Origin of the sequence: Vibrio fortis (genome assembly GCF_000695685.1) — a bacterium.
Classification (GTDB): Bacteria; Pseudomonadota; Gammaproteobacteria; order Enterobacterales; family Vibrionaceae; genus Vibrio; species Vibrio fortis_A.
This window is the reverse complement of sequence record NZ_JFFR01000013.1, coordinates 149,318-173,660: the sequence shown is the minus strand read 5'-3', so window position 1 is coordinate 173,660 and position 24,343 is coordinate 149,318. Positions and strand designations below refer to the sequence as shown.

The window sequence follows — 24,343 nt, the reverse complement described above, 5'->3', positions numbered from 1 at the left end:
AGTTTTTCATGCTCACTGAGCCCGTTATACGTATATCAAGACCAGTTAGGCTTTCCATATGAGAAATCTATGACATAGTTCCCGTTTGACTTTAGATTGTACAAACACCTCGTCCAAGCGCCTTTCTCGTTAGGTGAAAATTATTCGTACTGCACATATGGTTGCGTGTAAGCTAAAATACTTACGCACTCATTAGCCCCCGCTACCATAAATTCTTTGAGCTCACCGCCCTCTACTATTAGCGGTGCAGTTTCACACATGTTCTCTGAAGCTAACCAGCCATTAGCTTTAACTTCAAATAGCCAATACCGAGTCGCAGCGCCTCCCCAAAACTCTAGTAGTTGCCCTTCATCAAGAACTCGAAAGCCCTCAACATTTTCACAAGCAACGTCAACAATTTGGTCTGACGGAAAAATCAATTTAATGCGCAATACCGACAAATCATAATTCAATGATAAAACATCGGGAGTTTGTCCTTTGACTCTCTCTTCAATACCAGAAATGCTAACGATATCCATATTTCACCTTGCGGCAATCAGGCATTAAGATTACCTCTATCACCTTGACTTTATGATTAAACCTAACAGCTCTATTAAGCCGAATATTTCTACCTAGTTCTTCATATGCATTATCCTAATGTAAATTATATCGAATAAACAGTGGGTTACGTTCTATGTAGTGTGGCTGAGTCTCAAATATTGAATTATTTTGTATCGTATCTCGAGAAAAGGGAGTCGTCTTTGGAGGGAGGTTTCGCTAGGCGGATATCATCTTTCGTTCTGGATGAGTTATTGATTCGCCTGAACACGCCACGCTCTAAACAAAAACTTTGATTCGTAGATGAACCCAACACCAGCTCTGAACGTAAAATTCTTCTTTTTTAGTGTGGAATTGACGAATGATATTGAGCGAAGAGAGTGAGTCTCGGGTCATAGAGATGGCTTGGGAAGATCGGACTCCGTTCGAAGCCATAGAGCTACAGTTTGGGTTGAGCGAACCAGAAGTGATTCGATTTATGAGAAAACAACTGAAACCCGGAAGTTTTAAGCTTTGGCGAGCGAGGGTTTCAGGGCGAAAAACCAAACATACCAAGTTTCGCAGCTCTGAAGTCACGCGAGGTTATTGCCCAACGCAATATAAGCACCGCTAGGCGAAAGGCTAAAATGAAAAGGCTGAAACTTATATTGGAACTATAAGTTTCAGCCTTTTTTTGAACTAGATAAACGGGCTTATTTAAGCTATTGCGTTAGCTAGTCTTGGGTTGCTTTATCCAGTACAGCTTGAATCGCTTCATCAAGTTCTGACTGCAGTTCTTTCGATAAACGGCCAAACTCGTAAGAGAAGTTACGACCTTTGACTTTCTTACGTGCAAACATACCTTTACTAGCAAATTCAGCGAGTTGAGTGACTTCAGCTTTGTCGGTTACCTTTTTAGATTCCGCAATTTTTAGCTCTGATTTGATCAAAGAGAGTAGGGCTTCTTTGTTCTCGTCACTACAATGTTCAACCTGAACATTGACAGCTTTTTTACCCAATTTTTGGATAAACGCGGTTAAGCCTTTACTGTCTTCTTGGTATGTCTTCATCACTTTTCCAAGAAGAGCATAATCTGTGTGTGATAATGCATTTACTACTGGGAATAGGGCGATAATACGCTGATCTATGCTTGCTGCTTTCAGTGCTTTGCTCACCGCTGGGCGGCTGATACCAATCATCGCAGCAACGTCTTCTTGAGTGTAATTACCGCTGTTCATGATCGTTTGGCATTGAAGACCAATTTCGCGTTGGTTGTGTTCTTTTGCCGTTTGTAACTGTTTCGCTAGCGCCTTCGCATCAGAAGTCGAAATCTCATCTTGAGTGACAAGAATTCTGAACTCTTTTACGCGTCCTTCTTGAAGTAAGAACCAAGCACGACGACGAGATCCATCAAGTACATCAATCTGACCATCGACTTCACGGCCAACGGCTGGGTAGAACTGCTGGAACTCAAGAGAGTTAAGGTCTTCCAGCGATTCTTTAGTAAGCAAGCTTTGGTCGCGACCATTTACGTCGAAAGTCACGTAAGTATCTGCTTTTACTTGATCAAATGACAGTGTCACTTCATTGAACGTTGCTGTATTGCCTGAAGCCAGTTTCCAAACCATCTGTTGGCCAACAGAGCCAATACCAAATTTCTCTTTGAGGTAGTCCGACGCTTTTTGGCCCGACTTTTCTAGCTCTTTAGTCAATTGGCTAGTCAGTGTTTCCACTGTTGCTTTCGCTGCTGACTGCTGCGCTGCAATGGAGCCAGGTGTATTTCCTAGAGGGCTACCGCCACGTTTCTTAGCCATTAACTATTCTCCTGTTCACGCCACACGTTCAGAATATCGCGAAGGATCTGGCTGGTGACTTCGTAGCTGTTTTGTTGCGCGCTTTGGAAGGTCGCTTTACTTTTTGGGTACTCACTCTTCGACATATCAAAGACTGTCGAAAGAAGAGAAGATGCTTGACGAACCGCTTCGCTGTGCTTGAACTCTTTCGAGTAAAGGTATGGCGAGAATTGGTCGTATAGGTTGTTCATCAAGTCTGTAGTTGTTGAACTATCACGATGATTTGTAAGCAAAATCTTCATGAAGTCATAACCTTGGTGGTTAGCATTTTCTAGCAGTGCCCAAACTTGTGGGATGTAGCTAAAGTATGAACAAGTCGCATCTATATCGTTTTCAGTAATCGATAGCGGGAACACTACACTGGTCGCTGCGTAGTATGCGTTAAATGTCGCATAGCCAAGTGATGGTGGCGTATCGATGATGATGATATCGAACTCATCTTGAACACTTTCAATAATGTCATGCAGCAGCGAGTATGGTGATGCCAGAGTTTGGCTAAATACTCGTTCGTGGAACCAACCTTCCATAGCACGATCGCTTTGCGCTGCAGGCAGAATACGCAAGTTAGGGATGGTGGTTTCTAAGAATGCTTCTGAAACGGCTTGTTCAAATGTTTCACCTTCATCTAAATCAAAAGTGCGCATCATAAGATCGCCAACAGAAAGGTAACCTTCTTGTTCCGCTTCTGGAGCGTAGTACATAGAGAGGGTTGCTTGGCCGTCCATATCAATAAGGCCAACGCGATACTCTTGGTGGAATTCAGTCGCTAAACCAGAAGCGATGGTCGCTGCTGATACGGTTTTACCAACACCACCTTTTTGGTTTTGGATAACCATAACCTGCGCTTTTTGCTTATCACTGCGGATAAACTTCGCATCTTTGCGTAGATTTTCCGGCAGTAGGTCACGCACTTTGTACATTTCTGAGATGTCGATAGACCACTGTGAGTCTTCATGACGGCGTGGATCGATGTCAGCAGAAGTCACGTAACGATCCAGTGTTTTCGCATCAATACCTAAGTAGGTTGATGCTTCTGCTCGTGTAAAGTTACGCAGTTCTTTACGGTGGTTGGCTAACAAGCGTTGATTACGACGCTGAATGTATGCGTCTGCACCGGTTTTTAGCTGTTGAAACGTAGTCGTGGTGTTTTGGGTATCCATTTCTGCCTCCATCTAGGGATAAGAAAGAGTATATACCTCAATTTTAAAGGTGGGTAGTAAAAAATGATGGAATTGTTTTTTATGGATGGTCGATTGCGCGAGATGTGACCGATCTCGCGCAAATAATGAACAAGTCAACCTGTTTGAAGGTTAATCGGGAGGTAGGTTAAGAGTACTACTCGGGATAACGTTCTATAGTGTTTAACTAAAAGTACAATTTTCCTGAGTGGTACTTAAGTCCGTCTTCAACATCATCGCCAAGCAACACTGGGCCATCCAAATCAACCACCTCTGCGTTGGTGGCAATGGGTAATGCGGCTTTCATAGCGATCGAAGTGCCCAGCATGCAGCCAGCCATAATGGCGAAGCCTTCGTTTCTGGCTTGCTTTTCTAAGAGTAATGCTTCTGTTAACCCGCCTGTCTTATCGAGTTTGATATTGACCATCTCATAAAGCCCCTTCAGGTCAGCGAGTTGTGCTCTTGTGTGGCAGCTTTCGTCTGCACAGAGTGGAATAGGGTGCGCAATACTCGCTAGGAGCTGGTCTTCTCCTGACGGTAAAGGCTGCTCAATCATGGTGATATTGAAAGGGGCAAGTTGTTCGAATAACTGTTCTAAATCGAGAGAACCCCAAGCTTCATTTGCATCGAGTATGATTTTGCAATGCGGTGCAGCCGATCTAACAGCAGCAACACACTCGACGACCGCTTCGCCATCCAACTTCACTTTTAACAGTGTTGCACCTTGGTCTACGTATTGCTTGGTTTGCGTTGCCATGGCTTCTGCCTCACCAATGGAGACGGTCATGGCAGTCTCTATTGCTGGGCTAATAGTAAAAGTAGGTGATGGAAAGGATGTCCCTTCTAGTTTGCTAATCAAATCCCAAAGCGCGCAATCTACGGCATTACGAGCTGCGCCTGCTGGCATTGATTGTAAGTGCTGTTTTGCTTCTTGTGGTGAAAGGCTGACTAAGTCTGAAGTCCAGCTCTCTATTTGTGCTATTACTGATTCAACACTCTCACCGTATCTTGGGTAAGGTGTACACTCTCCAATCCCTTGCTGGTGGTCATGAGAGACGGTTACTCTTACCGTGTGGCAATGAGTTCGTGCACCTCTTGATATGACAAAAGGGGTCGCTAATTCGATGCTGTACGGAGTCGCTTCTAATAACATGGTCTGTTCTCGCAAGTTAAAAGTTGGCATTGAGATAGCTGGCAATGGACTGGATGCCGAAACGTACAGGGTCGGTTACAGGTACGTTGTAAGTCTCTTGCCAATCTGCACAAAGCGCTTTGGCTTCTTCTTTATTCAAAGCAGAAGTATTCAGACTAATACCCGCTAATGCAGCATTTGGGTTTGTTAATTTAGCCGCCGCTAAGTTCGCTTCTATCGTGGCAGAGATGGAAGGGAGTTGGCAATGAGGAAGGTGGCGAATGTGAGGTCTACCGATTTCATGACATAGTACAAGCGCATCCGCTTGGGCACCATGAAGCAAGCCTAAGCTTACTCCTGCAAAGGAAGGGTTAAATAGAGAGCCCTGACCCTCGATAATATCCCATTGATGATTGTTAAAACTTGGACTGATCGCCTCTACGGCGCCAGAAATGAAATCGGCAACTACAGCGTCGATAGAGATCCCATCGCCTGCAACGAGAATCCCGGTTTGGCCTGTCGCTTTAAATTGCGCATCAACTTTTAGATCCTTTAACGCTTTCTCTAAAGCCAGAGCGGTAAACATTTTTCCGACTGAACAATCTGTTCCGACGGTGAGAAGGCGTTTGCCTTGGCGAGCTTTGCCCGTACCGACAGCAAGAGGCGCATCATAGTGACGTACATCGTGAAGTTGCGTCTTTCCTTTGGCTTGAAGCTCTGCAAGCTCCGGGATCTCAGTGAGTCGGGAATGCATGCCTGATGCAATGCTAAACCCAAGTTGTGCTGCTTTGATTAGCGTCGGTTTCCAAGTTTCAGGGATGACACCTCCGGCATTGGCAGTTCCGATGACCAGTGTTCTCGCGCCTTTTTCTATCGCTTGTTCTAGCGTGAGGTCTTCCAGTCCTAAAGAGACAGTATCTGTTGTTAGTCTTAGCTCCCCAATACACAATTCAGGTCGCCATAGCGCAATACCACGCGCTGTTTTGGCTGAGATTGGGTCAGTAACGTCGCCTAAGAAGAGTAGGTAGGGTTGAGCGATAGACATAAAGCATCCTTGGTATCCTGTTGAATTAAAAACAGAGTAGAGGTTCACAGAGAAGGGTTCGAATGCTTATTTGTTGGTTGCCTATAACAACAGGTTATAGGCTGGCTTCCAATTGTTGGACGAAGTTTCTTGCAGAAATGCTTAATGGATTATGTTCGGCATAAAGTAGCGATACCGTAATATCAATGGTCGGCGTTAATCTTGCTCTGTGCACTCGATCTTTGTATTGGTGAGCTGTCCAAGGGTCGACAATCGCGCAACCCACTTCGTGGACGACTAACTCAGCTGCGGAGCTATAGTTTCGTACCGATATTGAAGGGTGGTATTCGGGTTCTAGTGCATGGATGGCTTGATGAAGCTGTGCACCCAACGGATCTCGGCTGTCGAGACCAATCAATGTTTTGTCAGAACTGAGTAGCTGTTTTAGGCAGATAACCTCGTCACTTGAATCTTGAGGAGGCGTGATCACACACATTTCAGATGTTAATAACGTTTTTTGAACGAGAGAGGGCGGAGCATCTTGACCAAAACAGATCGCAAGGTCGATCTGGTTCTTTAATAGGGCGTCGCATAGTTCATCTTGATTCCCTGTCGAGATCTCTATGTTGTAATCCCCACTTTTACACAATTGAGCGATGAGCGGCGACAACATGGCGGCAGAGAGTATCGGAGGCGCGCCAATAGTCAGGTGTTTTTCCCCAGCTTTGATTCTATTCGTCAGATTACGAAATTGACCTAACTGTTGATAGATTTTTTCTGCTTCGGGAAGGAGGAGATGTGCTTCTTTGGTTGGGACCAGCCTGCCTTTGACGCGCTCAAACAGTGCAAACCCCAATTGCTGTTCAGTATGAGAAAGAACACGAGTGACGTTTGGTTGCGACACATGAAGTTGTTTAGCTGCGCCAGAGACGGTGCCAGACTTCATCACAGCATAAAAGATTTCAAGTTGTCTTAGATTCACGTCGTCAACCGCTGTCAATTTCAAGTGTCATTACAGTAAATGAAAAGCCAAGCTAATTAAAGGGCAAAGTTATAGTGTAAAATTGTAACTAAATATTATTTTGGATGGTTGATTTTGGTGGGAATTGCGTGCTACAAGATGGTTGTTCTTTATTTAGACTCATTGAGTTGGTTTATTAAATATGAATAATTATGCTGATGCACTACTCTTTTTGAGATTTAGATTACAGTTGGTTAGGGTAATTAAGTAGTCGTTTACTATATATTACAAATAAGAATAACTCTTAATTTTAATATAACCCTAACCTTTTAGTTGTATTGCCACGCGGTACAACTGCTTTGAAAATATCAAGTAAAGTCAATCACTAAGTTTGGTTCACTTTTGAGACTATGGTGCAAATTCCATGGTTTCATAGTGGTTTTTGTTTGACATTTAAGCTGTTGTTTTGGTTGCGAGTTCAACATATATTGTTATTTTAATACCCAACAAGATTGAAATCTCATTCTGATTACTTTTGTTTTTACTTAATTCATCACTGTTGGTAATATTATTTTATAAATTTAAATTCTACTAATGCTCTCCTATTTGGTGATGAATATCATCCAAGGAATAGGGGGGTATTTTTTTTCAATGGAAGTCAGGCATGACGTCAGTGATTGGTCATCGAATTAACTTACGACTACTTGTCTTATCTTTGTGTATCTTGAGTGTCGCTATTACGTTGATGAACGTATTTCATTCAAGCTACCGCGCTCAACATGAATTAATAATCAATAAAAGCCTAGAGGCTAATCGAGTCTATGCTGACAAAATGGCAGCAATGACCGATGTATACGTTGAGCAAGTTATGACTCAACTAAAGTACAGCGCACGACTACTCTCTTCTCGTGTCAATGACGCGAACTTTGTTGCTCAAGAGACGACGAGGCTCAAACAACAGACAGACTCATTTAACTCTGTGTATGTGGTAGATCATGACGGTGTGATTGCTTCAATTATGCCTACGAGTGTCAACATTCAAGGGGTGAAACTGACATCGGAGCGTTCTAGACAGTCCATACGAGCAAAGGCTCCGTTGATCTCCGATCCATTTGTTTCGCCTGCTGGGAATTACCTTATAAGCATGACGTATCCGATATTCTCGCCTCAAGGCAGGTATCTTGGATATGTGGGTGGCAGTATTTATTTAGAAGACTCCAGTCTTTTGAGTAACTTATTGAGTCGTCACAACTATAAGGATGGTTCGTATCTGTATGTGGTGGATCGAAACCGCTCTCTGATTTATCACCCAGAGAAGAATCGTATTGGCGAAGTGGTACTGGGTAATGATGCGGTAGAAGCTGTACTGAATGTTGGCGATGGATCCAAGGGGATTGTAAATACGCAAGGTGTTGCCATGTTGTCGGGCTTTGCCATGGTGAAAAGCACTGGCTGGGGGATCATCGCTCAAACTCCAAAAGACCGAGCCATTATGGAGCTAGAGACTCAAATGCAGTATGTGATGTTTGAGTCGATCCCAGTTGGAATTGGCACTTTGATCTTCATTTGGATTTCTGCGATTTGCATCTCAAGGCCGTTGTGGCAGCTCGCCAATACCGTAAATAAATTTGATACCACGCATTCGTTATCGACTGAGCTCAGTAATGTTAACCCTTGGTATTTTGAAGCGTCACAACTGAAAGTGAGCTGCGAGAATACCTTCAATTTGGTATCGAATCAGATAGAGAAATTGCATTCCGAAAACCTGACTGATCCAATGACAGGTCTGTTGAATCGCCGAGGATTGAAGCGAGCAATAGAGAATTTCCAACAGAGTGAAAAACCAATATCGGTATTGGCGTTGGATATTGATCACTTCAAAGCTGTAAACGATAAATATGGTCACCAGTTTGGCGATCAGTTGCTTAAGCAGACTGCAAAGTTGATGAAGGCTCAGGTAAGAGATGCCGATGTTGTCTGTCGATCTGGGGGAGAGGAGTTCATTATCTTCCTCGATGGGTCGAACATGGATGTGGCTTACGAGATCGCTGAGCGCATCCGACTGTCAATTGAGTCAGATATTACATCGCTCGAAGAGGGGACGACGATCTCGATTGGCGTGGCGCAATGGTATGGTGATGCAACGCCAATATCCCTCACGTTAGAGTTGGCGGACAACGCTTTGTATGCTGCGAAAAGAAATGGTCGAAATCGTACGGAGTTGTTCTCTTAAACCATTGTCTTGTCCAATACTTGATAGTTGAATGATGTGGGGCGCGGTTATAACCGCGCCCCTTTTTTTGATTTTGGGCATTCCTAAAACGTAGGATGCGGGTGGCCAACCGACAGAATAAGCAAGTGTTAGTTGCTTGATTGTTCCAGATAGAATTGCATTTCTGATTGTGGAACCATGCCACCTCCTGTGGCCCAAACAAGGTGAGTTGCGTTAGCCATTTTGATATCGTCGAAGCCCATTCGAGCTCGGTATTCATTACTCTTGGTTAAGATCACCGGACCAAGCATGCCGGCTAGCGCTGAAGGCTCAAGTTGAATGCCTTCCGACTCGCTGAGTTGACGGAGTAGGCGATACATACGCTCATCAGAGATGGTGATATATCCGTCTAACAGTCTCTCCATTGCTCTGCCAACAAACCCAGAAGCGCGACCAACAGCAAGGCCGTCTGCTGCGGTGATATTATCGATACCAATATCTTGGACACTGATTTCATCGTGAAGCCCGGTGTGTACGCCAAGCAACATACATGGTGAATGGGTCGGTTCAGCAAAAATGCAGTGGACGTGGTCACCAAATGCGGCTTTTAGTCCAAATGCGACACCGCCCGGGCCTCCGCCAACACCACAAGGAAGGTAAACAAACAGTGGATGCTCAGCATCGACCACAATATTCTTCTCAGAAAACTGCTGCTTTAAGCGCTCTCCAGCCACGGAATATCCAAGAAATAGTGACTGCGAATTCTCGTCATCAATGAAAAAACAGTTAGGATCTTTCTCCGCTTCTTTTCGCCCTTGAGCTACCGCCACACCATAGTCTTGTTCATATTCGACGACCGTTACTCCATGAGAACGCAGTTTGTCCTTTTTCCACTTCTTGGCATCTGCTGACATGTGGACCGAGACCGAGAAACCTAATTTTGCGCTCATGATCCCGATAGACAACCCAAGATTCCCGGTCGATCCAACGGCGATGCTGAATTGGCTAAAAAACGCTTTGAACTGTTCGGTTGATAATAGGGTGTAGTCATCACTTTCATTGAGCATTCCAGCGTCGATTGCTAATTTCTCTGCGAGTACCAGTACCTCATAGATACCACCTCTAGCTTTAATAGAACCTGAGATAGGTAGGTGACAGTCTTTCTTTAGCATCAGCCGCCCAGTGATATGGGTGGCGTACTCACTATCTAAAATTGCTTTCATCGACGGGATGGTAACCACGTCGGATTCAATGATCCCGTTACTTTCTTTGGTTTCGGGGAAAACATGGGCGAGGTAGGGCGCAAATCGACTCAACCTGTCACTGGAGTCTTTAATGTCGCTCTGATCAAGTCCAACATAAGGCAGCCCTTCCTCAAAGCTGGTGATAGCAGGGTTGAACCAAGATGTTTCTTTGAGCGAGATTAGCTCTTCAATGAGTGGATATTGTTGTGTGAGTTGGTCAATTGCAATCGTCATCTTGATACCTTTCATTGTGACATGTGGAGGTGAATGTCTCTCGTCAAGCTAGCACTCACCATAGCCTTTAGCTCCATTAGATAGATTTTCAAGATTGCTGACAAATGACGATAACTCACACATGGATGAGCTAGATTCACTCAAAATCTAAGATTGTAAGTGTTCAGAGTGAATAGGTGTAATTAAGGATAAAATATCTCACACCTATGGTGTAGGATGATTTTTCCATTGGTGTGGAAAGTTGGGGAAATTATGTATACCAGTGACAATATGTTCACCAAGCAGAATCGATTAAACAGCTTTCAATTGTCGAAGCTGCATACCTTTGAGGTGGCGGCTCGTCACTGCTCCTTTTCATTGGCTGCGGAAGAGCTAGCCTTGACCCCCAGCGCGATCTCACATCGAATCACTAAGTTGGAAGAAGAGCTGGGTATTTCACTGTTTATTCGAAGCCATCGAAAAATCATCCTCTCCGAAGAAGGACAACGCATCTACGAGTCGGTGAGCCGAGCGTTAGATGCCTTGAACCAAGATGTATTTGATGTTCAAAATGGTGACGTTTCAGGGCTGCTGACAGTGTATTGCCGCCCTTCATTCGCGCAGTGCTGGTTAGTACCTAATATTCGTCGTTTCCATGAGTTGTACCCCTCGATTGAGCTCAAATTGCTCACAGGTAACGAGAATATAAAGCTTCAAGGAGATGGCATTGATGTCGCGATCTATTTTGATGCCGACCAGCCTAAACATCTCAAGTGCGAATCGCTTTTTTCAGAGACCATTATTCCTGTATGTACACCAGAGTATGCCGATAAGCTGAACTTGAGAGAGTCGGTAGAGCAACTGCGTCACGCCACATTGCTGCATGACAACCAAGCGTGGGATTACGACTCAAATGAAGACGAATGGAAGGTGTGGGCACATGCGAATGACCTCGAAGGTGTTGAGCAATATTCTAGAATGAGTTTCGATCGCTCTGACTTAGCCGTGCTAGCTGCGCAGCATGGAGTAGGGGTCGCCATGGGAAGAACCAGCTTAATTGAACCACTGCTTTTGTCAGGCGAGTTGATTGCCCCGTTTCCGAATACCGAGGTGACCTGCAAACAACACTACTATGTTGCCACCTCACCTGAGAGGAAATCGGACAAAGTGAATCTGTTTGTAGAATGGTTGAAGGGGGTGGTGAGGAAGGAGTGAAGTAAGGTTTAAGGCTGTCGTTAGACAGACACACGTTAGGGGTTGAGGTCTAACACTCTGATCTGCTGCCACAAATTTTAATGTTTGTTTACCAACACCTATGCATACTACCTTAAACACTAAAACCAATGCACAGTATAAATGCCACGTGTTACGAATCGTACTTGGGCAATTTGTTGTCCTTTTTGTCAAAGCGTTTCAGTCTAACGATAACCCAAAGTGCAAGTAGCCCTAAAATGGTAGCGTTGAAGAAATAGAAACCACCTTGACTCAACCATTTTGTTGAACCATAGATTGAGTAACCATTTTTAATAATGTGGTTAACATTAAATGGTGGCATCCCTTCTACTGATTGTTGAGGTATGAACAGAACTTCTACCTTGCGGTTATAGTAATACCCCTCCTTAACGAAGCTTGATGATATATCACCATCGGCAGTGAACAAATCAGGTTCTGAACCCAAGCTAAAAATCGTATCACAGATTGTACTCCGTCCAATTGAGTAGCAATCGACCGATTTTATGTTCACAACACCCACCTTATGAGACAAATCGGATAAGTCCTTATCTAAAAAGGTCATGCCATAGAAAATAACGTAAGTTAAGACCAGCAATAAAAGCTCTTTCATAAATCTCTCTTAAACCGTTTATTGATCTCATAGCCAAAGTTGGTAAAAGTCTGTTTCAACGTGCTTGGGATTCTTACGTACGAACTCCCAACCATGGCGCTTATAGAATGTAAGAGCTCGAGAGCTAGTCCGACTTACTGAAAGTACCGCTCTCAAACAACCTGCTTTACTCAAAGTGCCTACAACATATTCCTGCACTTTAGGAGCGAGCCCTAACCCACGAAAATTCGGTGTTAAGTAAATAAGATGTATATAACCAGTGTCTGGTTCAGGTGAAAAACTACGAAACTCTAACTGCCCTGCAAACTGACCATCCACGAATATATGGATATAGAACCATCCTGATGTTGCTAAGCGATCAAAGACTCGTTCGCGATAACCACTGATGAAGTCGTTGAAGCCGACGTAATGCCCAAAACTACAAAAGTACGCATCTTTTCTCGCAGCGACGCATAATTCGAAGTCATCCAAGTTTATCTGCCGAAATGCAATTTTCATATTTCCCCTTTCTTTCAAGCATCAGAACAGAATAACTTTTACTTCTTCTGGTTGACCTTGTTACACATTAGTCTTCCATTAAGATCTTCATCATTTGCTGATGGTGATTGAGAAAGTCTTTAGTGATCGCGTAATGCTCAGTGTCTTCATACGCGACTTCATAGATTCCCGTATTGGAGAACTGATATATCTTGGCTCTTGGGTAAGCTAACAAAATAGGGGAGTGTGTAGCGATTATAAATTGAGAATTCTCTTCCACCAATTGATGTATCGCTGATACAGCAGCCATTTGACGGGCTGGTGATAGCGCAGCCTCGGGTTCATCCATGATGTATAACCCGTTCCCACGAAGCTTATTGGTTAATGTTGCCATGAAAGACTCACCGTGAGATTGCTGGTGAAGAGATCTGCCTCCATAACCTTGTAAATATCCAGTTTCGTCCATCAAGGTTGCGACATTGTAGAAGCTCTCTGCTCTAAGAAAATAACCGTCTCTAGGGTGCTTAAAGCTCTTTATCGGCTTGATGAATTCGTGCAGCTCTGAATGCGTACGGCTGGTCGAGAAAGTTGAATTCTTCGTCCCTCCTTCTGGGTTGAATCCTTGCGAAACGGCAATCGCCTCGATAAGAGTGGATTTCCCTGTCCCGTTCTCCCCGACGAAGAAGGTGACATCAGGATGAAATTCGAGATGGTCTAATTCTTTGACCGCAGGAATAGAGAAAGGATAGCTTTCGAAGTCACTAATGTTGTCGCGCTTTAGCTGTATTTCTCTAAGATATGGTCTGTCTTCGAAGCTCATGCTTTCCTTGTGTGACATGTTGTAAATCGATACGCTCGTTATCCAACGATATGATCTTTCGAGAAATATCACCAATATCAATAACATTCAATAGATTTTATAAAACAATGTGCATATTTGATTGATTATTGTTCGGATGTTTGAGTTCTGTAGCTTCGAATGAGGGAGTCTCAAGCAATGTAACGAGAGAAATATCTTATCAAGACGTATTAGTGCAGGGCGTGGCTAATTTCAACGTAAAGCCTCAAAGTTTGTGACGTAACCTTTTTCCCTCAATATATCATCAAAACAATCGAGCCAGGTTTTGATGAGCAGTTCGTTGCTGCGCGCTGTTTTCATCACGACGCAGTAATCAATGTGGTTGTTAAAGTCCTGTGGTCTTAACGCTTTCATTCGACCGCTGTCTAGCCATTGTTTGGCGTAGAAGCTCGGTAAGTAGCCAGTGAATTCATCAGTCAAAATCAAGAAAGCCGTTGCTTCTTTATCGTCGGTCGTCGCCTTGGTGTTATAGCGTGACCACTCAACACTATTAGAATAGTTCGATTGTATTGTCGGCAGCTGCAAAATATCCGTTTTACTGATGTCGAGATAGCTGCGCCTGAAAATGGTGTGGTTGCTTGACGCGTACAAATACTCTTTTTCTTTGTACAGGTCGAGATAGGTCAATCCGGCGTCAGGCGTTGTCCTCTGCATGACGGCAATGTCGACTTCATCATGACTGAGCTTCTCTTTCGCAGCTTGGCTGCTTCCCATAGTGAGGTACAGGTTAATGTTGGGAAACTTTTGGCTGACCTTCTGTAAGGTGTGGGTGACCAGCATCTCTTGGTGATTAATAAAGTTGTCGTCGATGTAGATACGTAACTCGCCACGGGTGGTTTCATCGATGGAATTGATCACATTAGTGAAGTTATCAATCCCTTCATGCAGGGCCAAGTAGGCACGATAAATCACTTCCCCTTCAGGTGTTAGCTTGAAGCCGCCTCTCCCCCTTTGGCAAAGGGAAAATCCAAATCGAGTTTCTAAATCTGACAGCGCGATGCTGATGGTTGCTTTGTTTTTGCCTAGTACGTCTTGGGCAGGGGTAACGCCATTATTCTCAACCACCACTTTAAAGATGTTCAGTAGGCGTAAATCAGAGTGGGAAAATTGATTAATCGTTTTCTTAGCCATTGCTATCTCTAGTTAGTTTGAAATAAGCAAACTTACGTTTTGGTAAATGCAATTTAATGCGAGCAAGGTGGTATGTAAAGTAAATGTTACTACTTTGTTTAATTGCTGTTTTGGCTGGATGTCGTAACGGCAGATAAAAAGGAACGTTAACATGAATGGAGCACTCACCCCGAATCAGTTGGATTCTCTCTGGATGCCGTTTACGGCGAATCGTGAGTTTAAAAGTAATCCGCGATTAATGACTTCTGCGTCAGGTTGCTACTTTACCGATCAAAACAATCGCAAGATCTATGATTCGCTGTCTGGTTTATGGACTTGCGGCTTAGGCCATAACAATCAATATATTAATGAAGCCATAACCAAGCAATTGGCCACATTAGATTACGCCCCTTCGTTTCAATTTGGTCACCCCACTGCATTTGAGTTAGCGGAACGGATTGCAGACTTGATGCCTAAAGGTTTGGATAAAGTGTTCTTTACCAATGATGGCTCAGAATCTGTCGATACGGCTCTGAAAATGGCACGTGCATACTGGCGTAAGAAAGGTATGGCGAGCAAAACCAAGTACATCGGCCGCGTCAAAGGCTATCACGGAGTGAACTTTGGTGGAGTCAGCGTCGGTGGCATCGTTGGCAACAAGGCACTTTATGGGCAAGGCTTGGATACCGATCACTTATCGCACACCATCATTCCCGGTAACGAGTTTCAAAAAGGGTTACCAGCTCAAGGGGCTTATTTAGCTGAGCAGCTTAATGAAATGATCGCTTTGCATGATGCCAGCAATATTGCCGCGGTGATTATTGAACCCGTTGCAGGTTCAGCTGGCGTGTTGCCACCTCCTGTGGGCTACCTGCAAAAGGTTCGAGAGATCTGTGATAAGAACAATATCTTACTGATCTTTGATGAAGTCATCTGCGCGTTTGGACGAATGGGTGCTTACAGTGGCGCAGAGAAATTTGGCGTCACGCCAGACATTATGACCACAGCGAAACAGTTAACTAACGGCATTATTCCGATGGGTGCTGTGATCTGCCAAAGTGAAATCTACGACGCTTTCATGGCAAACAGTGGCGATATCAGCGCGATTGAATTCCCTCATGGATACACCTATTCCGCATCTCCGGTTGCGTGTGCCGCTGCAATGGCCACGCTCGACGAACTCGAAAATCAAAACATCATGGAACGAGTGAATGGCCTCTCTCCTCAGTTTGAAGAGTCGGTCCACTCCCTGCGTGATCTTCCCTACATCAGCGATATCCGCAACTACGGATTAGCTGCTGGAATTACCCTGACACATAAAGACGGCTCACCAGTAAAACGACCTTACGAAGTGGCAATGCGCATGTGGGATAAAGGGTTCTACCTGCGATATGGCGGCGATACGGTTCAACTGGGCGTCCCATTTATCACCACCCCCGATGAGATTGATCGACTGGTTAATGCACTAGGCGAAAGCATTGAGAACAAATAAGACAAGGAGAAGGTAATGAACATTATTGGTCACTATATTAATGGACGCGTGGTAGAAACCAGTGAGAATTTCTTAGATGTCGACTGCCCATCAACAGGAGCAGTGGAGTCTAAGTTGGCAATGGCTGATAGAGCCTTGGTCGATGAAGTCATCACCATTGCTCAGCGAGCACAACAAGATTGGCGTAAAACCCCACCAGCAAAACGCGCTCAGATCTTCGCTAAATTTAAAGTGTTGGTTGAAGACAACGCAGAAAAACTGTGCGAGTTGATAGGTAAAGAGCATGGCAAGATAAGCCACGACGCGATGGGAGAATTGATCCGCGGGATTGAAAATATTGAGTATGCTGCCGGGGTTCCTGAACTGCTTAAAGGTGAATTCAGTAAAGATGTTGCAGGCCAAATTGATTCTTGGAGTCAATTCGAGCCACTTGGGGTCGTTGTTGGTATCACGCCATTTAACTTCCCGGCGATGGTCCCGCTTTGGATGTATCCGATGGCGATCGCTTGCGGTAACAGTTTTATTCTCAAACCTTCTGAACGTGTGCCTTCAGCGCAGCTATTTCTAGCACAACTTCTTCAACAAGCTGGCCTGCCAGATGGTGTGTTCAATGTAATAAATGGCGATAAGCTGGTGGTAGACGCACTGCTAGAAGATCCACGAGTGGAAGCTGTCAGCTTTGTGGGTTCAACACCGATTGCTCATTACGTTTATCAAGAAGCCGCGCGTTATGGCAAGCGATGCCAGGCATTAGGTGGTGCGAAAAACCATGCGATTGTGATGCCTGATGCCGATTTGGATAACGCCGTGGACCAACTGATTGGAGCTGCTTTTGGTTCTTCTGGCGAGCGTTGTATGGCGCTATCCGTTGCAGTGGCGGTTGGAGATGAAGTTGCAGATGCAATGATTGCCAAACTGACAGAGCAGATGAGTTCTATAAAAGTTGGCCACTATGCCGAGAAAGAGAACAGCTTTGGTGCGGTTATCAGTCAAGAGCATAAACAACGTATCGAAGAACATATTACGTCATCGGTTGAGCAGGGGGCTCGCCTTGTTGTCGACGGACGCAACATCGAAGTGGCTGGCTGTCAGGAAGGGTACTACGTCGGCGCGACTTTGATTGACAATGTCACCACGGAAATGACCAGCTACCAAGCGGAAATCTTTGGCCCAGTGCTGCAAGTGATTCGTGTTGAGTCAATGGATCAAGCCGTGCAAATCATTAATGACAACCTATACGGCAACGGCACGTGTCTATTTACCCGAGATGGTGAAGCGGCGCGCTACTTTAGTGACGAAATTAAAGTGGGCATGGTCGGCATTAATATCCCTCTACCTGTCCCTGTGGCATACCACAGCTTTGGTGGCTGGAAGCAATCGCGATTTGGCGACCTGTGTATCTATGGGCCAGATGCGATTCGCTTCTACACCGACCGTAAAACCATCACTCAACGCTGGCCATCTTCCGGTGTGCGTGAAGGTATCAAGTACTCATTCCCAAGCTAAATTTCCCTAATGAGTTGTTCTAACTCATCTTTCTACCGGCTTAATGCCTTATTAAGCCGTCTTTTTGACAAGGAAGGAACTATGAAAACTAACAAGTTATTCAAGTCTGTAGCACTCGCAGCGATCAGTTCATGTGTGGCATTTAACGCAGCCGCTGAGCGTTTCATTTTGGCTCAAGCTTATCCAAACGACCACATCTTTAACTATGCCGCTGAGACGTTCATGCAAGAGCTTAAGGAAACAGGCTCTGATTACACACCTCAATATCACTCTGGGGGCGATCTCGGTGATTGGCAGTCTCAGTTCGAGCAAGCGGTTGATGGGGTGATCCCGATGACCATCTCATTTGGTGCGTCTGAGTTCGATAAACGCCTTGATCTGACCTGGCTCGGTTACGTTGCCGACGATTGGAACAGCGCTAAACAGATCTATGGTCTGAAAGGTGGGATGCTCGATATCTACAACGACATCTTTGCTGATATCGGCCTTCATGCTCTTGGTATCGTACCGACGGGTTTTGGCTCTATGGCTATTCGAAAAGGGGTGGGGAAAGTGCCTGTCGAGTTCCCTGAAGATACCAAAGGGCTCAAAATTCGTACGGTCGATGTGCCTGTCGCGGTTGACCGTTTTGCAGACTGGGGATTCTCAGCGGTACCCATGCCCTATGGCGAATTGTACACCTCTCTTCAACTTGGCGTGATTGATGGCCGTGGTTTTGGCCCTTCGATCGAAATCTGGCAAATGCGTGATGTACTAGAGACTTACATCCTTACCAAAGATTACTTTGAGCAAGGGTTCTTTCTGGTGAACAAAGATTGGTGGGACGGATTGCCAGACGAAGAGCGAAACAAGATGCAACAAGCGGCAGACAAAACCATGCAAGTTGTTTGGCAAAAAGCAGAACAAATTGACGCTGATTACCTTGAGAAAGTAAAAGGAGCGGGCATCAAAGTAGTCTCACTTACTGACGCGCAAATGGATAAAGCGAAGGCCAGTATTTACAGCAACGAATGGCCAAGTATGGAGAAAACGGTAGGTAAAGACATCATGGATCAAGTCTATTCCGTCTCCGGTGTTCAGAAGTAGTGATGTGAGGCAATTATGAATGACTCTCTTGCACAACGTGATGTGCCTGCTTTTTACAGCGTGTGTGATTTCTTAGAAATGTTACTTCGATTCATAATGATTAGCTCGGTTATTAGCTTGTCACTATTGATGTTCTTTCAAGTAATCCTGCGCTACGTGTTTGATTCTCCATTTACTGGTATCGAAGAAGTCGCATTGTTACTTGGGGTATGGGTTTACTTTTCAGGTATGGCCTACGCAACTAAGACGAAAGAGCATATCACAGGGGGAGTCATTCATCTTATCGTCAATAATCCAAGGACTATCGAGCTGATTAAGCTGTTTGGATATCTAGTCTCTCTCAGCGCACTGATGTTCTTCTCTTATCTTGCTATGGAATATGTGATGAAAATTTATGACAGGGGACGGCTAAGCACCAACCTAGCTTGGCCTCGTTGGGTGTGGTCTTCTTCGATGGTGTTTGGCTTTGTCCTTTCTTCACTCTATTTGTTGCTCGATATTGGTCGTGACGTTCGCGAACTGTTTAAACCGGAGGGCAGATCATGACTTTATTTATTCTCGCAATGGCAGTCACAGTCGTGCTGCTGCTGATCGGTGTCCCTGTGGCATTTGCTTTTGGGGTAGGCGCACTACTCTTTTCTTATATCACCGGTAGTAACATCTCGTTCTTGCTACCGCATGGTTATAACACAGTAGCCAGCTTTTCACTGTTAGCGTTGCCATTGTTTATCTTTTCCGGTTTTGTCATGGCCGAAAGTGGCATCTCTGAACGTATTCTCAACTTCATTAATGCGTTTGTTGGGCGCATCAAAGGTGGCCTGGGAGCTGTGACCGTGATCAGTTGTACTCTGTTTGGAGCTATCTCAGGAAGTTCGACGGCCGCCATCGCTGCTATTGGCAAAATCATGATTCCACGAATGGTCAAAGAGGGTTACCCAGAAGGGCACGCCACTGGTTTGGTTGCTTGCTCGTCGGTATTGGCGTTGTTGATACCGCCATCCATCCCTATGATTATATTCTCGATTACTAGCGGTATTTCTGTGGGAGCAGCGTTCCTTTCGACCATAGTTCCGGGGCTGTTACTCGCTCTCTGGTACTGCGTACTCAACCACTTCATCTTGAGAAATGAGCAGGGTATCCAAGTACATAAACCCAAGTCTTATAAAGCTCAGTTTCAAAATATCCAACAGACCGGAAGAAAAGCAACGTTCGCTCTTCTTATGCCAATCATTATTTTAGGCACCATATACAGTGGCTTGGCGACACCGACTGAGGCTGCATCTATTGCTGTGGTGTACTCAGTTGTCATTGGACTTATGGTGTACAAAGGCATCAGCTTTAAACAGCTAATGGATATTACTGTCAGTTCAGTAGCGATGACAGGATCCATTATCGCAGTGTTGTTCTTTTTATTTGTCATGAGTCGCGCAATGGTATTTCAGCAAATACCGAATCAGATCGCGGATGCGTTGCTGCAGATTAGCGATAACAAATTGGTATTACTCTTATTGATCAATGTGTTGTTGATGCTGATAGGCATGATAGTAGACGATATTTCCGGAAGTATTCTTGCTGCGGTTATTTTCCTGCCAATCATTAAGGCACTAGGCATCGATCCGATTCATTTTGCTGCTATCGTGGGCGTTAACTTAGGATTGGGGAACATCTCGCCACCGTGCGCGCCTATGCTGTTCATGGCTGGGGGAGTGGCTAAGCTCTCGCTCGACAAATACATTAAACCAACCATGAAGCTGATTCTGCTTGGACATCTGCCTATGGTGCTCATCGTAACCTTCATTCCGAGTCTTTCTTTATACCTGCCAAGCGTACTGCTTTGATTTTGTTATGGAATTGACTGAGAATTGGGCATGCAGTCATTGAATATCACAGATCACTTTGTGCTCGAATGTAATGCTTTTTAATCCGCAAGAGATTTAGATACAAAAGCGCCTCCGTTACTTGGAGGCGTTTTCATATTAAAGATTGAAACTGTTTTGGAGTCTAGCGAATTTCTGGACATTTATGAGTTTAGAATACCCTTCCATTAGCGACTCAGGAATAACTACAAGTTATGGCAAGTCTTGTCACGTGATAGCATACTATTTATTTCTCTCAGCTTGCTGTTTTAGTACTACCTTCAATTCCCGAACCTCTGCTCTGAGAGCATTCACCTCTTCTAAGACCTGAACCTCCATCTTGCGCTCGTTAGAAGAGTCCATTATCCAAGAGGCGAGAACGGCGGTAAAGCTACCAAACATACCAACGCCGGTGGTGATTAAGATAATGGCAACAATGCGCCCTTCTAAAGTCACGGGGAAAAAGTCTCCATATCCAACCGTCGTGATGGTGACGAATGTCCACCAAAACGCATCACCAGCAGTGTGAATATTGGCCCCCGGCATGTCCTTCTCAAGATAGAGAATATAAATCGAGCCAAACACCATCATCATCAATGAAGTCACCACCATAAAATGCAGCGACGTCGACGCTTTGTTCTCATTGATTGCATGAGAAATCATAGAGATAGATTTTATTGCACGAATTAGGCGAAACACACGAATCAACCGAGCAAACTGGTTCATCTCCATCAACGGAATGCAAGAGATAAGGTCAAGCCAACCCCATTTCATGTATTCAAGCTTTGATGGTGCGGCGCGATACTGCTGCACAAAATCGATAAAGAAGATCACGCAAATAAAGGTATCTACGTATATCAATATCTTAAGAATTTCTGGCGGTAACTTAAAGATAAGTTCAACGGTTAACGAGATCACAACAAACAAAGACAACATTAAGACTGCTAATTGAAAGCTTGTGATTTGTTCCGGTACTTTTGGTCGATACATTATGGCAATCCAGTGAACCGCAGAGTAGATCGCCCTGCAGTTCAAATAAATGGGCTTGATCGAGCTATTGCCCGGCTTCTTGCTCAGTTTCTTGAGTCAGGGTTTTAAATGCGGTCCTCACAGGAATGACGATCTGAGAGAACAGTGCGGTTCCCCACATGACATTGGCTACAATTGAAGGAACAAACGACACAATAGCAAGCGTCACAAAGCACAGCGCAATACCGATATAACGAACTTTCGCAGTAGCAAAACGATGGGCAGTGCGAAGTTCAATCACGTTTTGAATCTGAAGCAAGCAGTACAGATATGTTGTCAAGCCTAAACAACCAATCAACGCATATTTGAATGGGTATTGATCCATAAAGCCAATCTTTACTTCCGCTGACAGTGCAACACCTATCATGACAGCAGAAAGCATCAAGAACAGGTGAGAAATAGTCCATTTAACCAGTGTTTTTGACTCATTATCACGCGGCTTACCATTGCCAACAAAGTCAAAATAGATCCAACATAAAACGAAAATAGAGAGACCACCAAATGCGTAATTAACAAACACATCACCCACCACATTATCGATGCCCTTTTCTGCAAGAGTGATGACAAGCTTAAAGAAGCCCTCACCAGCAACGATTAGTAATAGCAGTGCAAAACGTTCCGCCATATGGCCAAAGCGCGGTAAGAATCGCTTGCTGTAAAGTACGCCCACTTTTGGAGCGGCATACAACGCCGCTAAAATCACCATCCCGGCAGCAAAGACCATGTGGCTGTATGGTGCAGGAAGAAACGCACTAATAAAGAAAATGACTGAGCCAATGGAAAAGTTTCGAGACATGCGACTTGGTAGGCAGGTTTCATTATCCTCTACCGTTTTAGCCCTGAAATAGAGCAGCGACATAATCGCTCGGTTTATCGCGTAACCTATCGCAAAATAAACCCAACCAGCGCCATCAATATGCACTATCGCTGATGACATGATCATAATGGTGATAATCTGCGCTGCCATAATGTAACGGTGCTGGACATCGGTGCTGACATAAATGGAGTTAAAAAGGCTTAAGTCAAACCACGCAAACCAGATCACAGTAAACAGAGCAGCGAAAATCACAAATCCTCCAAAGCCAAGATGATGGCTTAAGAAGTTCCCAAGAACAAAAATCGATACCACATGCGCTAAATCGTAGAAAAGCTCAATCCAATGCACATGATCATTGCTGCTATCGGTATCAAGATGATGTTTTGGTTTGCGCCACAGTGGGTGTTTTGGGGATAAATCCATACAGTTACGTCCTATAGATTGGTGCTCTATTCTGTTTATACGGTTTATTATGGTAACCTCCTGAGATACTTCAAGTAGTGTACTTTTAGTAACCTATTTTTGCTTACCTACGCCCGCGCTTACCCCTCAAAAAAAATAAAACAACTATTAAACATTAACTTACTGTCAATTTGACTGAGATTTATGGTGGTTACTAAAAGTTAACTAGTTGTAGTCTAACTCCAGGTAACCATAATAAACCGCAAGGCAGCGAAATCATCTTCGCTTTGTAAAGCAGTCAATTTATTGAAGGGTTAATTATCATGAGTAACATTCTAATCATTAACGCACACGAGCCATCTCCATTTTCTGAAGGTAAGCTAAATGCTGCTCTAGTCGAGAAAGCTCGCACCACGTTAGAGTCAAAAGGTCATGAGGTTCGTGTTGTTACCATGCACGACGAAATTGTTGTTGATGAGCAACTGGCACACTTTGAATGGGCAGACCGCGTGATCCTTCAGTCGCCTGTTAACTGGATGACGATTCCATGGTCATTTAAAAAATACATGGACGATGTATTCACTGCTGGTATGGGTGGTTCTCTTTGTGCATTTGATGGTCGCAGCGCAGAAGAACCTAAGAAAAACTACGGTACGGGCGGCACTCGCACTAACACAAAATACATGTTGTCTTTCACATTCAACGCACCGGAAGAATCATTTAATGATGACAATGAGTACTTGTTCCAAGGCCGAAGTGTTGATGATTTGATGTTCCATATGCACGCAAACTTCCGTTTCTTTGGTATGTCTGCACTACCAACGTTTGCGTGTTATGACGTAATGAAAAATGGTGACATCGAAAATGATTTCGCACGTTTTGAAGCACACCTAGACGCTAACTTCTAAGGAGAAAACCATGAGTACTGAATTTACTTACTATGATGCAGAAACTGCGCCTGAAGAGTCTAAAGTTCTGGTGGAACAGTCTCTGAAAGGATTTGGCATGCTACCAAACCTACATGCTGTTCTTGCCGAAGCACCCGCAACATATGAAGCATACAACACGGTTTTCGAACTGTTTATGAACAACACAACATTCAGCCCGCTAGAGCAGCAGGTAGTCTTCATGACAGCAAATTTTGAAAACAATTGTCACTACTGCGTTCCGGGTCATACATGGATGATGAAAGCAGGCAAAATGCCAGATGAAGTGATTGAAGCACTGCGCGAAGGTACAGCAATACCAGATACGAAGCTCCAAGCTTTGCACGATTTTACCAAAGAGCTACTTGATAATCGCGGACATATTGGTGATGAAAGACTGCAAGCCTTCCTAGATGCTGGTTTCACTAAGCGTCAAGCACTTGAAGTACTTACGGGGTTGTCTGCGAAGCTTATCTCAAACTTTACAAACGCAATCGCACATACTGAACCAGATGCGCCATTCCAAAAATATGCTTGGACGCATCCTAGCGAGCGCTAATAATTAATCTAACACCATTCAAGGCACTGTTTGCGTAACGCCTACAGT

23 protein-coding genes are annotated in these 24,343 nt (G+C 44.4%); 10 read left to right on the top strand and 13 right to left on the bottom strand.

Annotation, left to right across the window (positions count from 1 at the left end):
• Positions 1 to 140: 140 nt before the first annotated feature.
• On the bottom strand, positions 141 to 518 hold the full coding sequence (locus VFDL14_RS13485; RefSeq protein WP_050487392.1) for a hypothetical protein: 378 nt from the start codon (positions 516 to 518) through the stop codon (positions 141 to 143).
• A gap of 380 nt (positions 519 to 898) precedes the next feature.
• Here VFDL14_RS13485 and VFDL14_RS13490 point away from each other — a divergent pair, with 380 nt between their 5' ends.
• Positions 899 to 1,150, top strand: coding sequence for a TIGR03643 family protein (locus VFDL14_RS13490; protein ID WP_032550787.1), 252 nt, complete (start codon positions 899 to 901; stop codon positions 1,148 to 1,150).
• Between the two features lie 100 nt (positions 1,151 to 1,250).
• Here VFDL14_RS13490 and VFDL14_RS13495 read toward each other — a convergent pair whose 3' ends face one another.
• The 5 genes from VFDL14_RS13495 to VFDL14_RS13510 form a co-directional block, all read right to left on the bottom strand.
• Positions 1,251 to 2,330 (bottom strand): ParB family protein, encoded by a 1,080-nt coding sequence (locus tag VFDL14_RS13495; RefSeq protein ID WP_032550785.1) that lies wholly within the window; start codon positions 2,328 to 2,330, stop codon positions 1,251 to 1,253.
• Positions 2,330 to 3,529, bottom strand: coding sequence for a ParA family protein (locus tag VFDL14_RS13500; RefSeq protein WP_032550784.1), 1,200 nt, complete (start codon positions 3,527 to 3,529; stop codon positions 2,330 to 2,332). Before VFDL14_RS13500 ends, VFDL14_RS13495 begins: the two co-directional genes overlap by 1 nt.
• Positions 3,530 to 3,734: 205 nt before the next feature.
• Positions 3,735 to 4,700, bottom strand: coding sequence for an N-acetyl-D-Glu racemase DgcA (gene dgcA, locus VFDL14_RS13505; RefSeq protein ID WP_032550881.1), 966 nt, complete (start codon positions 4,698 to 4,700; stop codon positions 3,735 to 3,737).
• A 16-nt stretch (positions 4,701 to 4,716) separates the two neighbouring features.
• Complete coding sequence (dgcN, locus tag VFDL14_RS0123130; protein ID WP_032550783.1) at positions 4,717 to 5,724, bottom strand: N-acetyltransferase DgcN; 1,008 nt, start codon at positions 5,722 to 5,724, stop codon at positions 4,717 to 4,719.
• A 94-nt stretch (positions 5,725 to 5,818) separates the two neighbouring features.
• A complete protein-coding gene (locus VFDL14_RS13510) occupies positions 5,819 to 6,685 on the bottom strand; it encodes a LysR family transcriptional regulator (RefSeq protein WP_032550879.1) in 867 nt (288 codons plus the stop codon).
• A 643-nt stretch (positions 6,686 to 7,328) separates the two neighbouring features.
• On the opposite strand from VFDL14_RS13510, the gene VFDL14_RS13515 reads away from it, so the two are divergent.
• Entirely contained in the window at positions 7,329 to 8,897 is a 1,569-nt protein-coding gene (locus tag VFDL14_RS13515) for a sensor domain-containing diguanylate cyclase (protein WP_032550782.1), read from the top strand.
• Between the two features lie 128 nt (positions 8,898 to 9,025).
• Here VFDL14_RS13515 and dsdA read toward each other — a convergent pair whose 3' ends face one another.
• Complete coding sequence (gene dsdA / locus VFDL14_RS13520; protein WP_032550781.1) at positions 9,026 to 10,354, bottom strand: D-serine ammonia-lyase; 1,329 nt, start codon at positions 10,352 to 10,354, stop codon at positions 9,026 to 9,028.
• A 252-nt stretch (positions 10,355 to 10,606) separates the two neighbouring features.
• Here dsdA and dsdC point away from each other — a divergent pair, with 252 nt between their 5' ends.
• A complete protein-coding gene (dsdC, locus tag VFDL14_RS13525; protein ID WP_032550878.1) occupies positions 10,607 to 11,548 on the top strand; it encodes a DNA-binding transcriptional regulator DsdC in 942 nt (313 codons plus the stop codon).
• Positions 11,549 to 11,699: 151 nt separating this feature from the next.
• On the opposite strand, the gene VFDL14_RS0123125 is transcribed toward dsdC, so the two are convergent.
• The 4 genes from VFDL14_RS0123125 to VFDL14_RS13540 form a co-directional block, all read right to left on the bottom strand.
• On the bottom strand, positions 11,700 to 12,176 hold the full coding sequence (locus VFDL14_RS0123125) for a hypothetical protein (protein ID WP_050487391.1): 477 nt from the start codon (positions 12,174 to 12,176) through the stop codon (positions 11,700 to 11,702).
• 27 nt (positions 12,177 to 12,203) lie between these two features.
• On the bottom strand, positions 12,204 to 12,674 hold the full coding sequence (locus tag VFDL14_RS13530) for a GNAT family N-acetyltransferase (protein ID WP_032550780.1): 471 nt from the start codon (positions 12,672 to 12,674) through the stop codon (positions 12,204 to 12,206).
• A 67-nt stretch (positions 12,675 to 12,741) separates the two neighbouring features.
• On the bottom strand, positions 12,742 to 13,491 hold the full coding sequence (locus VFDL14_RS13535) for an AAA family ATPase (RefSeq protein WP_235201684.1): 750 nt from the start codon (positions 13,489 to 13,491) through the stop codon (positions 12,742 to 12,744).
• 213 nt (positions 13,492 to 13,704) lie between these two features.
• On the bottom strand, positions 13,705 to 14,643 hold the full coding sequence (locus VFDL14_RS13540; protein WP_032550778.1) for a LysR family transcriptional regulator: 939 nt from the start codon (positions 14,641 to 14,643) through the stop codon (positions 13,705 to 13,707).
• A 151-nt stretch (positions 14,644 to 14,794) separates the two neighbouring features.
• On the opposite strand from VFDL14_RS13540, the gene VFDL14_RS13545 reads away from it, so the two are divergent.
• The 5 genes from VFDL14_RS13545 to VFDL14_RS0123115 all read left to right on the top strand — a co-directional run bounded on the left by VFDL14_RS13545 (position 14,795) and on the right by VFDL14_RS0123115 (position 20,544).
• Complete coding sequence (locus VFDL14_RS13545) at positions 14,795 to 16,114, top strand: aspartate aminotransferase family protein (protein WP_032550777.1); 1,320 nt, start codon at positions 14,795 to 14,797, stop codon at positions 16,112 to 16,114.
• A 15-nt stretch (positions 16,115 to 16,129) separates the two neighbouring features.
• Complete coding sequence (locus VFDL14_RS13550; protein WP_032550776.1) at positions 16,130 to 17,620, top strand: CoA-acylating methylmalonate-semialdehyde dehydrogenase; 1,491 nt, start codon at positions 16,130 to 16,132, stop codon at positions 17,618 to 17,620.
• An 81-nt stretch (positions 17,621 to 17,701) separates the two neighbouring features.
• Positions 17,702 to 18,706: a TRAP transporter substrate-binding protein DctP gene (gene dctP / locus VFDL14_RS13555; protein ID WP_032550774.1), complete on the top strand. Its 1,005-nt coding sequence runs from the start codon at positions 17,702 to 17,704 to the stop codon at positions 18,704 to 18,706.
• A 15-nt stretch (positions 18,707 to 18,721) separates the two neighbouring features.
• Positions 18,722 to 19,252, top strand: a complete 531-nt coding sequence (locus VFDL14_RS0123120; RefSeq protein WP_050487390.1) for a TRAP transporter small permease — start codon at positions 18,722 to 18,724, stop codon at positions 19,250 to 19,252.
• Positions 19,249 to 20,544: a TRAP transporter large permease gene (locus VFDL14_RS0123115; RefSeq protein WP_032550772.1), complete on the top strand. Its 1,296-nt coding sequence runs from the start codon at positions 19,249 to 19,251 to the stop codon at positions 20,542 to 20,544. The genes VFDL14_RS0123120 and VFDL14_RS0123115 overlap by 4 nt, the downstream gene beginning before the upstream one ends.
• A 261-nt stretch (positions 20,545 to 20,805) precedes the next feature.
• On the opposite strand, the gene VFDL14_RS13560 is transcribed toward VFDL14_RS0123115, so the two are convergent.
• A complete protein-coding gene (locus VFDL14_RS13560; RefSeq protein WP_032550771.1) occupies positions 20,806 to 21,552 on the bottom strand; it encodes an ion transporter in 747 nt (248 codons plus the stop codon).
• Positions 21,553 to 21,616: 64 nt separating this feature from the next.
• The gene (locus VFDL14_RS13565; protein WP_032550770.1) at positions 21,617 to 22,831 is read right to left on the bottom strand and encodes a low temperature requirement protein A; all 1,215 of its coding nucleotides are present in this window, start codon (positions 22,829 to 22,831) and stop codon (positions 21,617 to 21,619) included.
• Between the two features lie 302 nt (positions 22,832 to 23,133).
• Here VFDL14_RS13565 and VFDL14_RS13570 point away from each other — a divergent pair, with 302 nt between their 5' ends.
• Together VFDL14_RS13570 and VFDL14_RS13575 are read left to right on the top strand one after the other, a co-directional pair.
• Positions 23,134 to 23,718, top strand: coding sequence for an NAD(P)H-dependent oxidoreductase (locus tag VFDL14_RS13570; RefSeq protein WP_032550769.1), 585 nt, complete (start codon positions 23,134 to 23,136; stop codon positions 23,716 to 23,718).
• Positions 23,719 to 23,728: 10 nt separating this feature from the next.
• A complete protein-coding gene (locus VFDL14_RS13575) occupies positions 23,729 to 24,295 on the top strand; it encodes a carboxymuconolactone decarboxylase family protein (protein ID WP_032550767.1) in 567 nt (188 codons plus the stop codon).
• Positions 24,296 to 24,343: the final 48 nt, after the last annotated feature.

What these genes read in the sequence shown, in the direction of transcription:
- dgcA (WP_032550881.1), bottom strand. Translation starts at nt 4,700, where the DNA reads ATGTTATTAGAAGCGACTCCGTACAGCATCGAATTAGCGACCCCTTTT.
- VFDL14_RS0123125 (WP_050487391.1), bottom strand. Translation starts at nt 12,176, where the DNA reads ATGAAAGAGCTTTTATTGCTGGTCTTAACTTACGTTATTTTCTATGGC.
- dgcN (WP_032550783.1), bottom strand. Translation starts at nt 5,724, where the DNA reads ATGTCTATCGCTCAACCCTACCTACTCTTCTTAGGCGACGTTACTGAC.
- VFDL14_RS13565 (WP_032550770.1), bottom strand. Translation starts at nt 22,831, where the DNA reads ATGGATTTATCCCCAAAACACCCACTGTGGCGCAAACCAAAACATCAT.
- VFDL14_RS13535 (WP_235201684.1), bottom strand. Translation starts at nt 13,491, where the DNA reads ATGTCACACAAGGAAAGCATGAGCTTCGAAGACAGACCATATCTTAGA.
- VFDL14_RS13540 (WP_032550778.1), bottom strand. Translation starts at nt 14,643, where the DNA reads ATGGCTAAGAAAACGATTAATCAATTTTCCCACTCTGATTTACGCCTA.
- VFDL14_RS13490 (WP_032550787.1), top strand. Translation starts at nt 899, where the DNA reads ATGATATTGAGCGAAGAGAGTGAGTCTCGGGTCATAGAGATGGCTTGG.
- VFDL14_RS13575 (WP_032550767.1), top strand. Translation starts at nt 23,729, where the DNA reads ATGAGTACTGAATTTACTTACTATGATGCAGAAACTGCGCCTGAAGAG.
- dsdC (WP_032550878.1), top strand. Translation starts at nt 10,607, where the DNA reads ATGTATACCAGTGACAATATGTTCACCAAGCAGAATCGATTAAACAGC.
- VFDL14_RS13530 (WP_032550780.1), bottom strand. Translation starts at nt 12,674, where the DNA reads ATGAAAATTGCATTTCGGCAGATAAACTTGGATGACTTCGAATTATGC.
- VFDL14_RS13500 (WP_032550784.1), bottom strand. Translation starts at nt 3,529, where the DNA reads ATGGATACCCAAAACACCACGACTACGTTTCAACAGCTAAAAACCGGT.
- VFDL14_RS13495 (WP_032550785.1), bottom strand. Translation starts at nt 2,330, where the DNA reads ATGGCTAAGAAACGTGGCGGTAGCCCTCTAGGAAATACACCTGGCTCC.
- dctP (WP_032550774.1), top strand. Translation starts at nt 17,702, where the DNA reads ATGAAAACTAACAAGTTATTCAAGTCTGTAGCACTCGCAGCGATCAGT.
- VFDL14_RS13545 (WP_032550777.1), top strand. Translation starts at nt 14,795, where the DNA reads ATGAATGGAGCACTCACCCCGAATCAGTTGGATTCTCTCTGGATGCCG.
- VFDL14_RS0123120 (WP_050487390.1), top strand. Translation starts at nt 18,722, where the DNA reads ATGAATGACTCTCTTGCACAACGTGATGTGCCTGCTTTTTACAGCGTG.
- VFDL14_RS0123115 (WP_032550772.1), top strand. Translation starts at nt 19,249, where the DNA reads ATGACTTTATTTATTCTCGCAATGGCAGTCACAGTCGTGCTGCTGCTG.
- VFDL14_RS13560 (WP_032550771.1), bottom strand. Translation starts at nt 21,552, where the DNA reads ATGTATCGACCAAAAGTACCGGAACAAATCACAAGCTTTCAATTAGCA.
- VFDL14_RS13550 (WP_032550776.1), top strand. Translation starts at nt 16,130, where the DNA reads ATGAACATTATTGGTCACTATATTAATGGACGCGTGGTAGAAACCAGT.
- VFDL14_RS13570 (WP_032550769.1), top strand. Translation starts at nt 23,134, where the DNA reads ATGAGTAACATTCTAATCATTAACGCACACGAGCCATCTCCATTTTCT.
- dsdA (WP_032550781.1), bottom strand. Translation starts at nt 10,354, where the DNA reads ATGACGATTGCAATTGACCAACTCACACAACAATATCCACTCATTGAA.
- VFDL14_RS13485 (WP_050487392.1), bottom strand. Translation starts at nt 518, where the DNA reads ATGGATATCGTTAGCATTTCTGGTATTGAAGAGAGAGTCAAAGGACAA.
- VFDL14_RS13515 (WP_032550782.1), top strand. Translation starts at nt 7,329, where the DNA reads ATGACGTCAGTGATTGGTCATCGAATTAACTTACGACTACTTGTCTTA.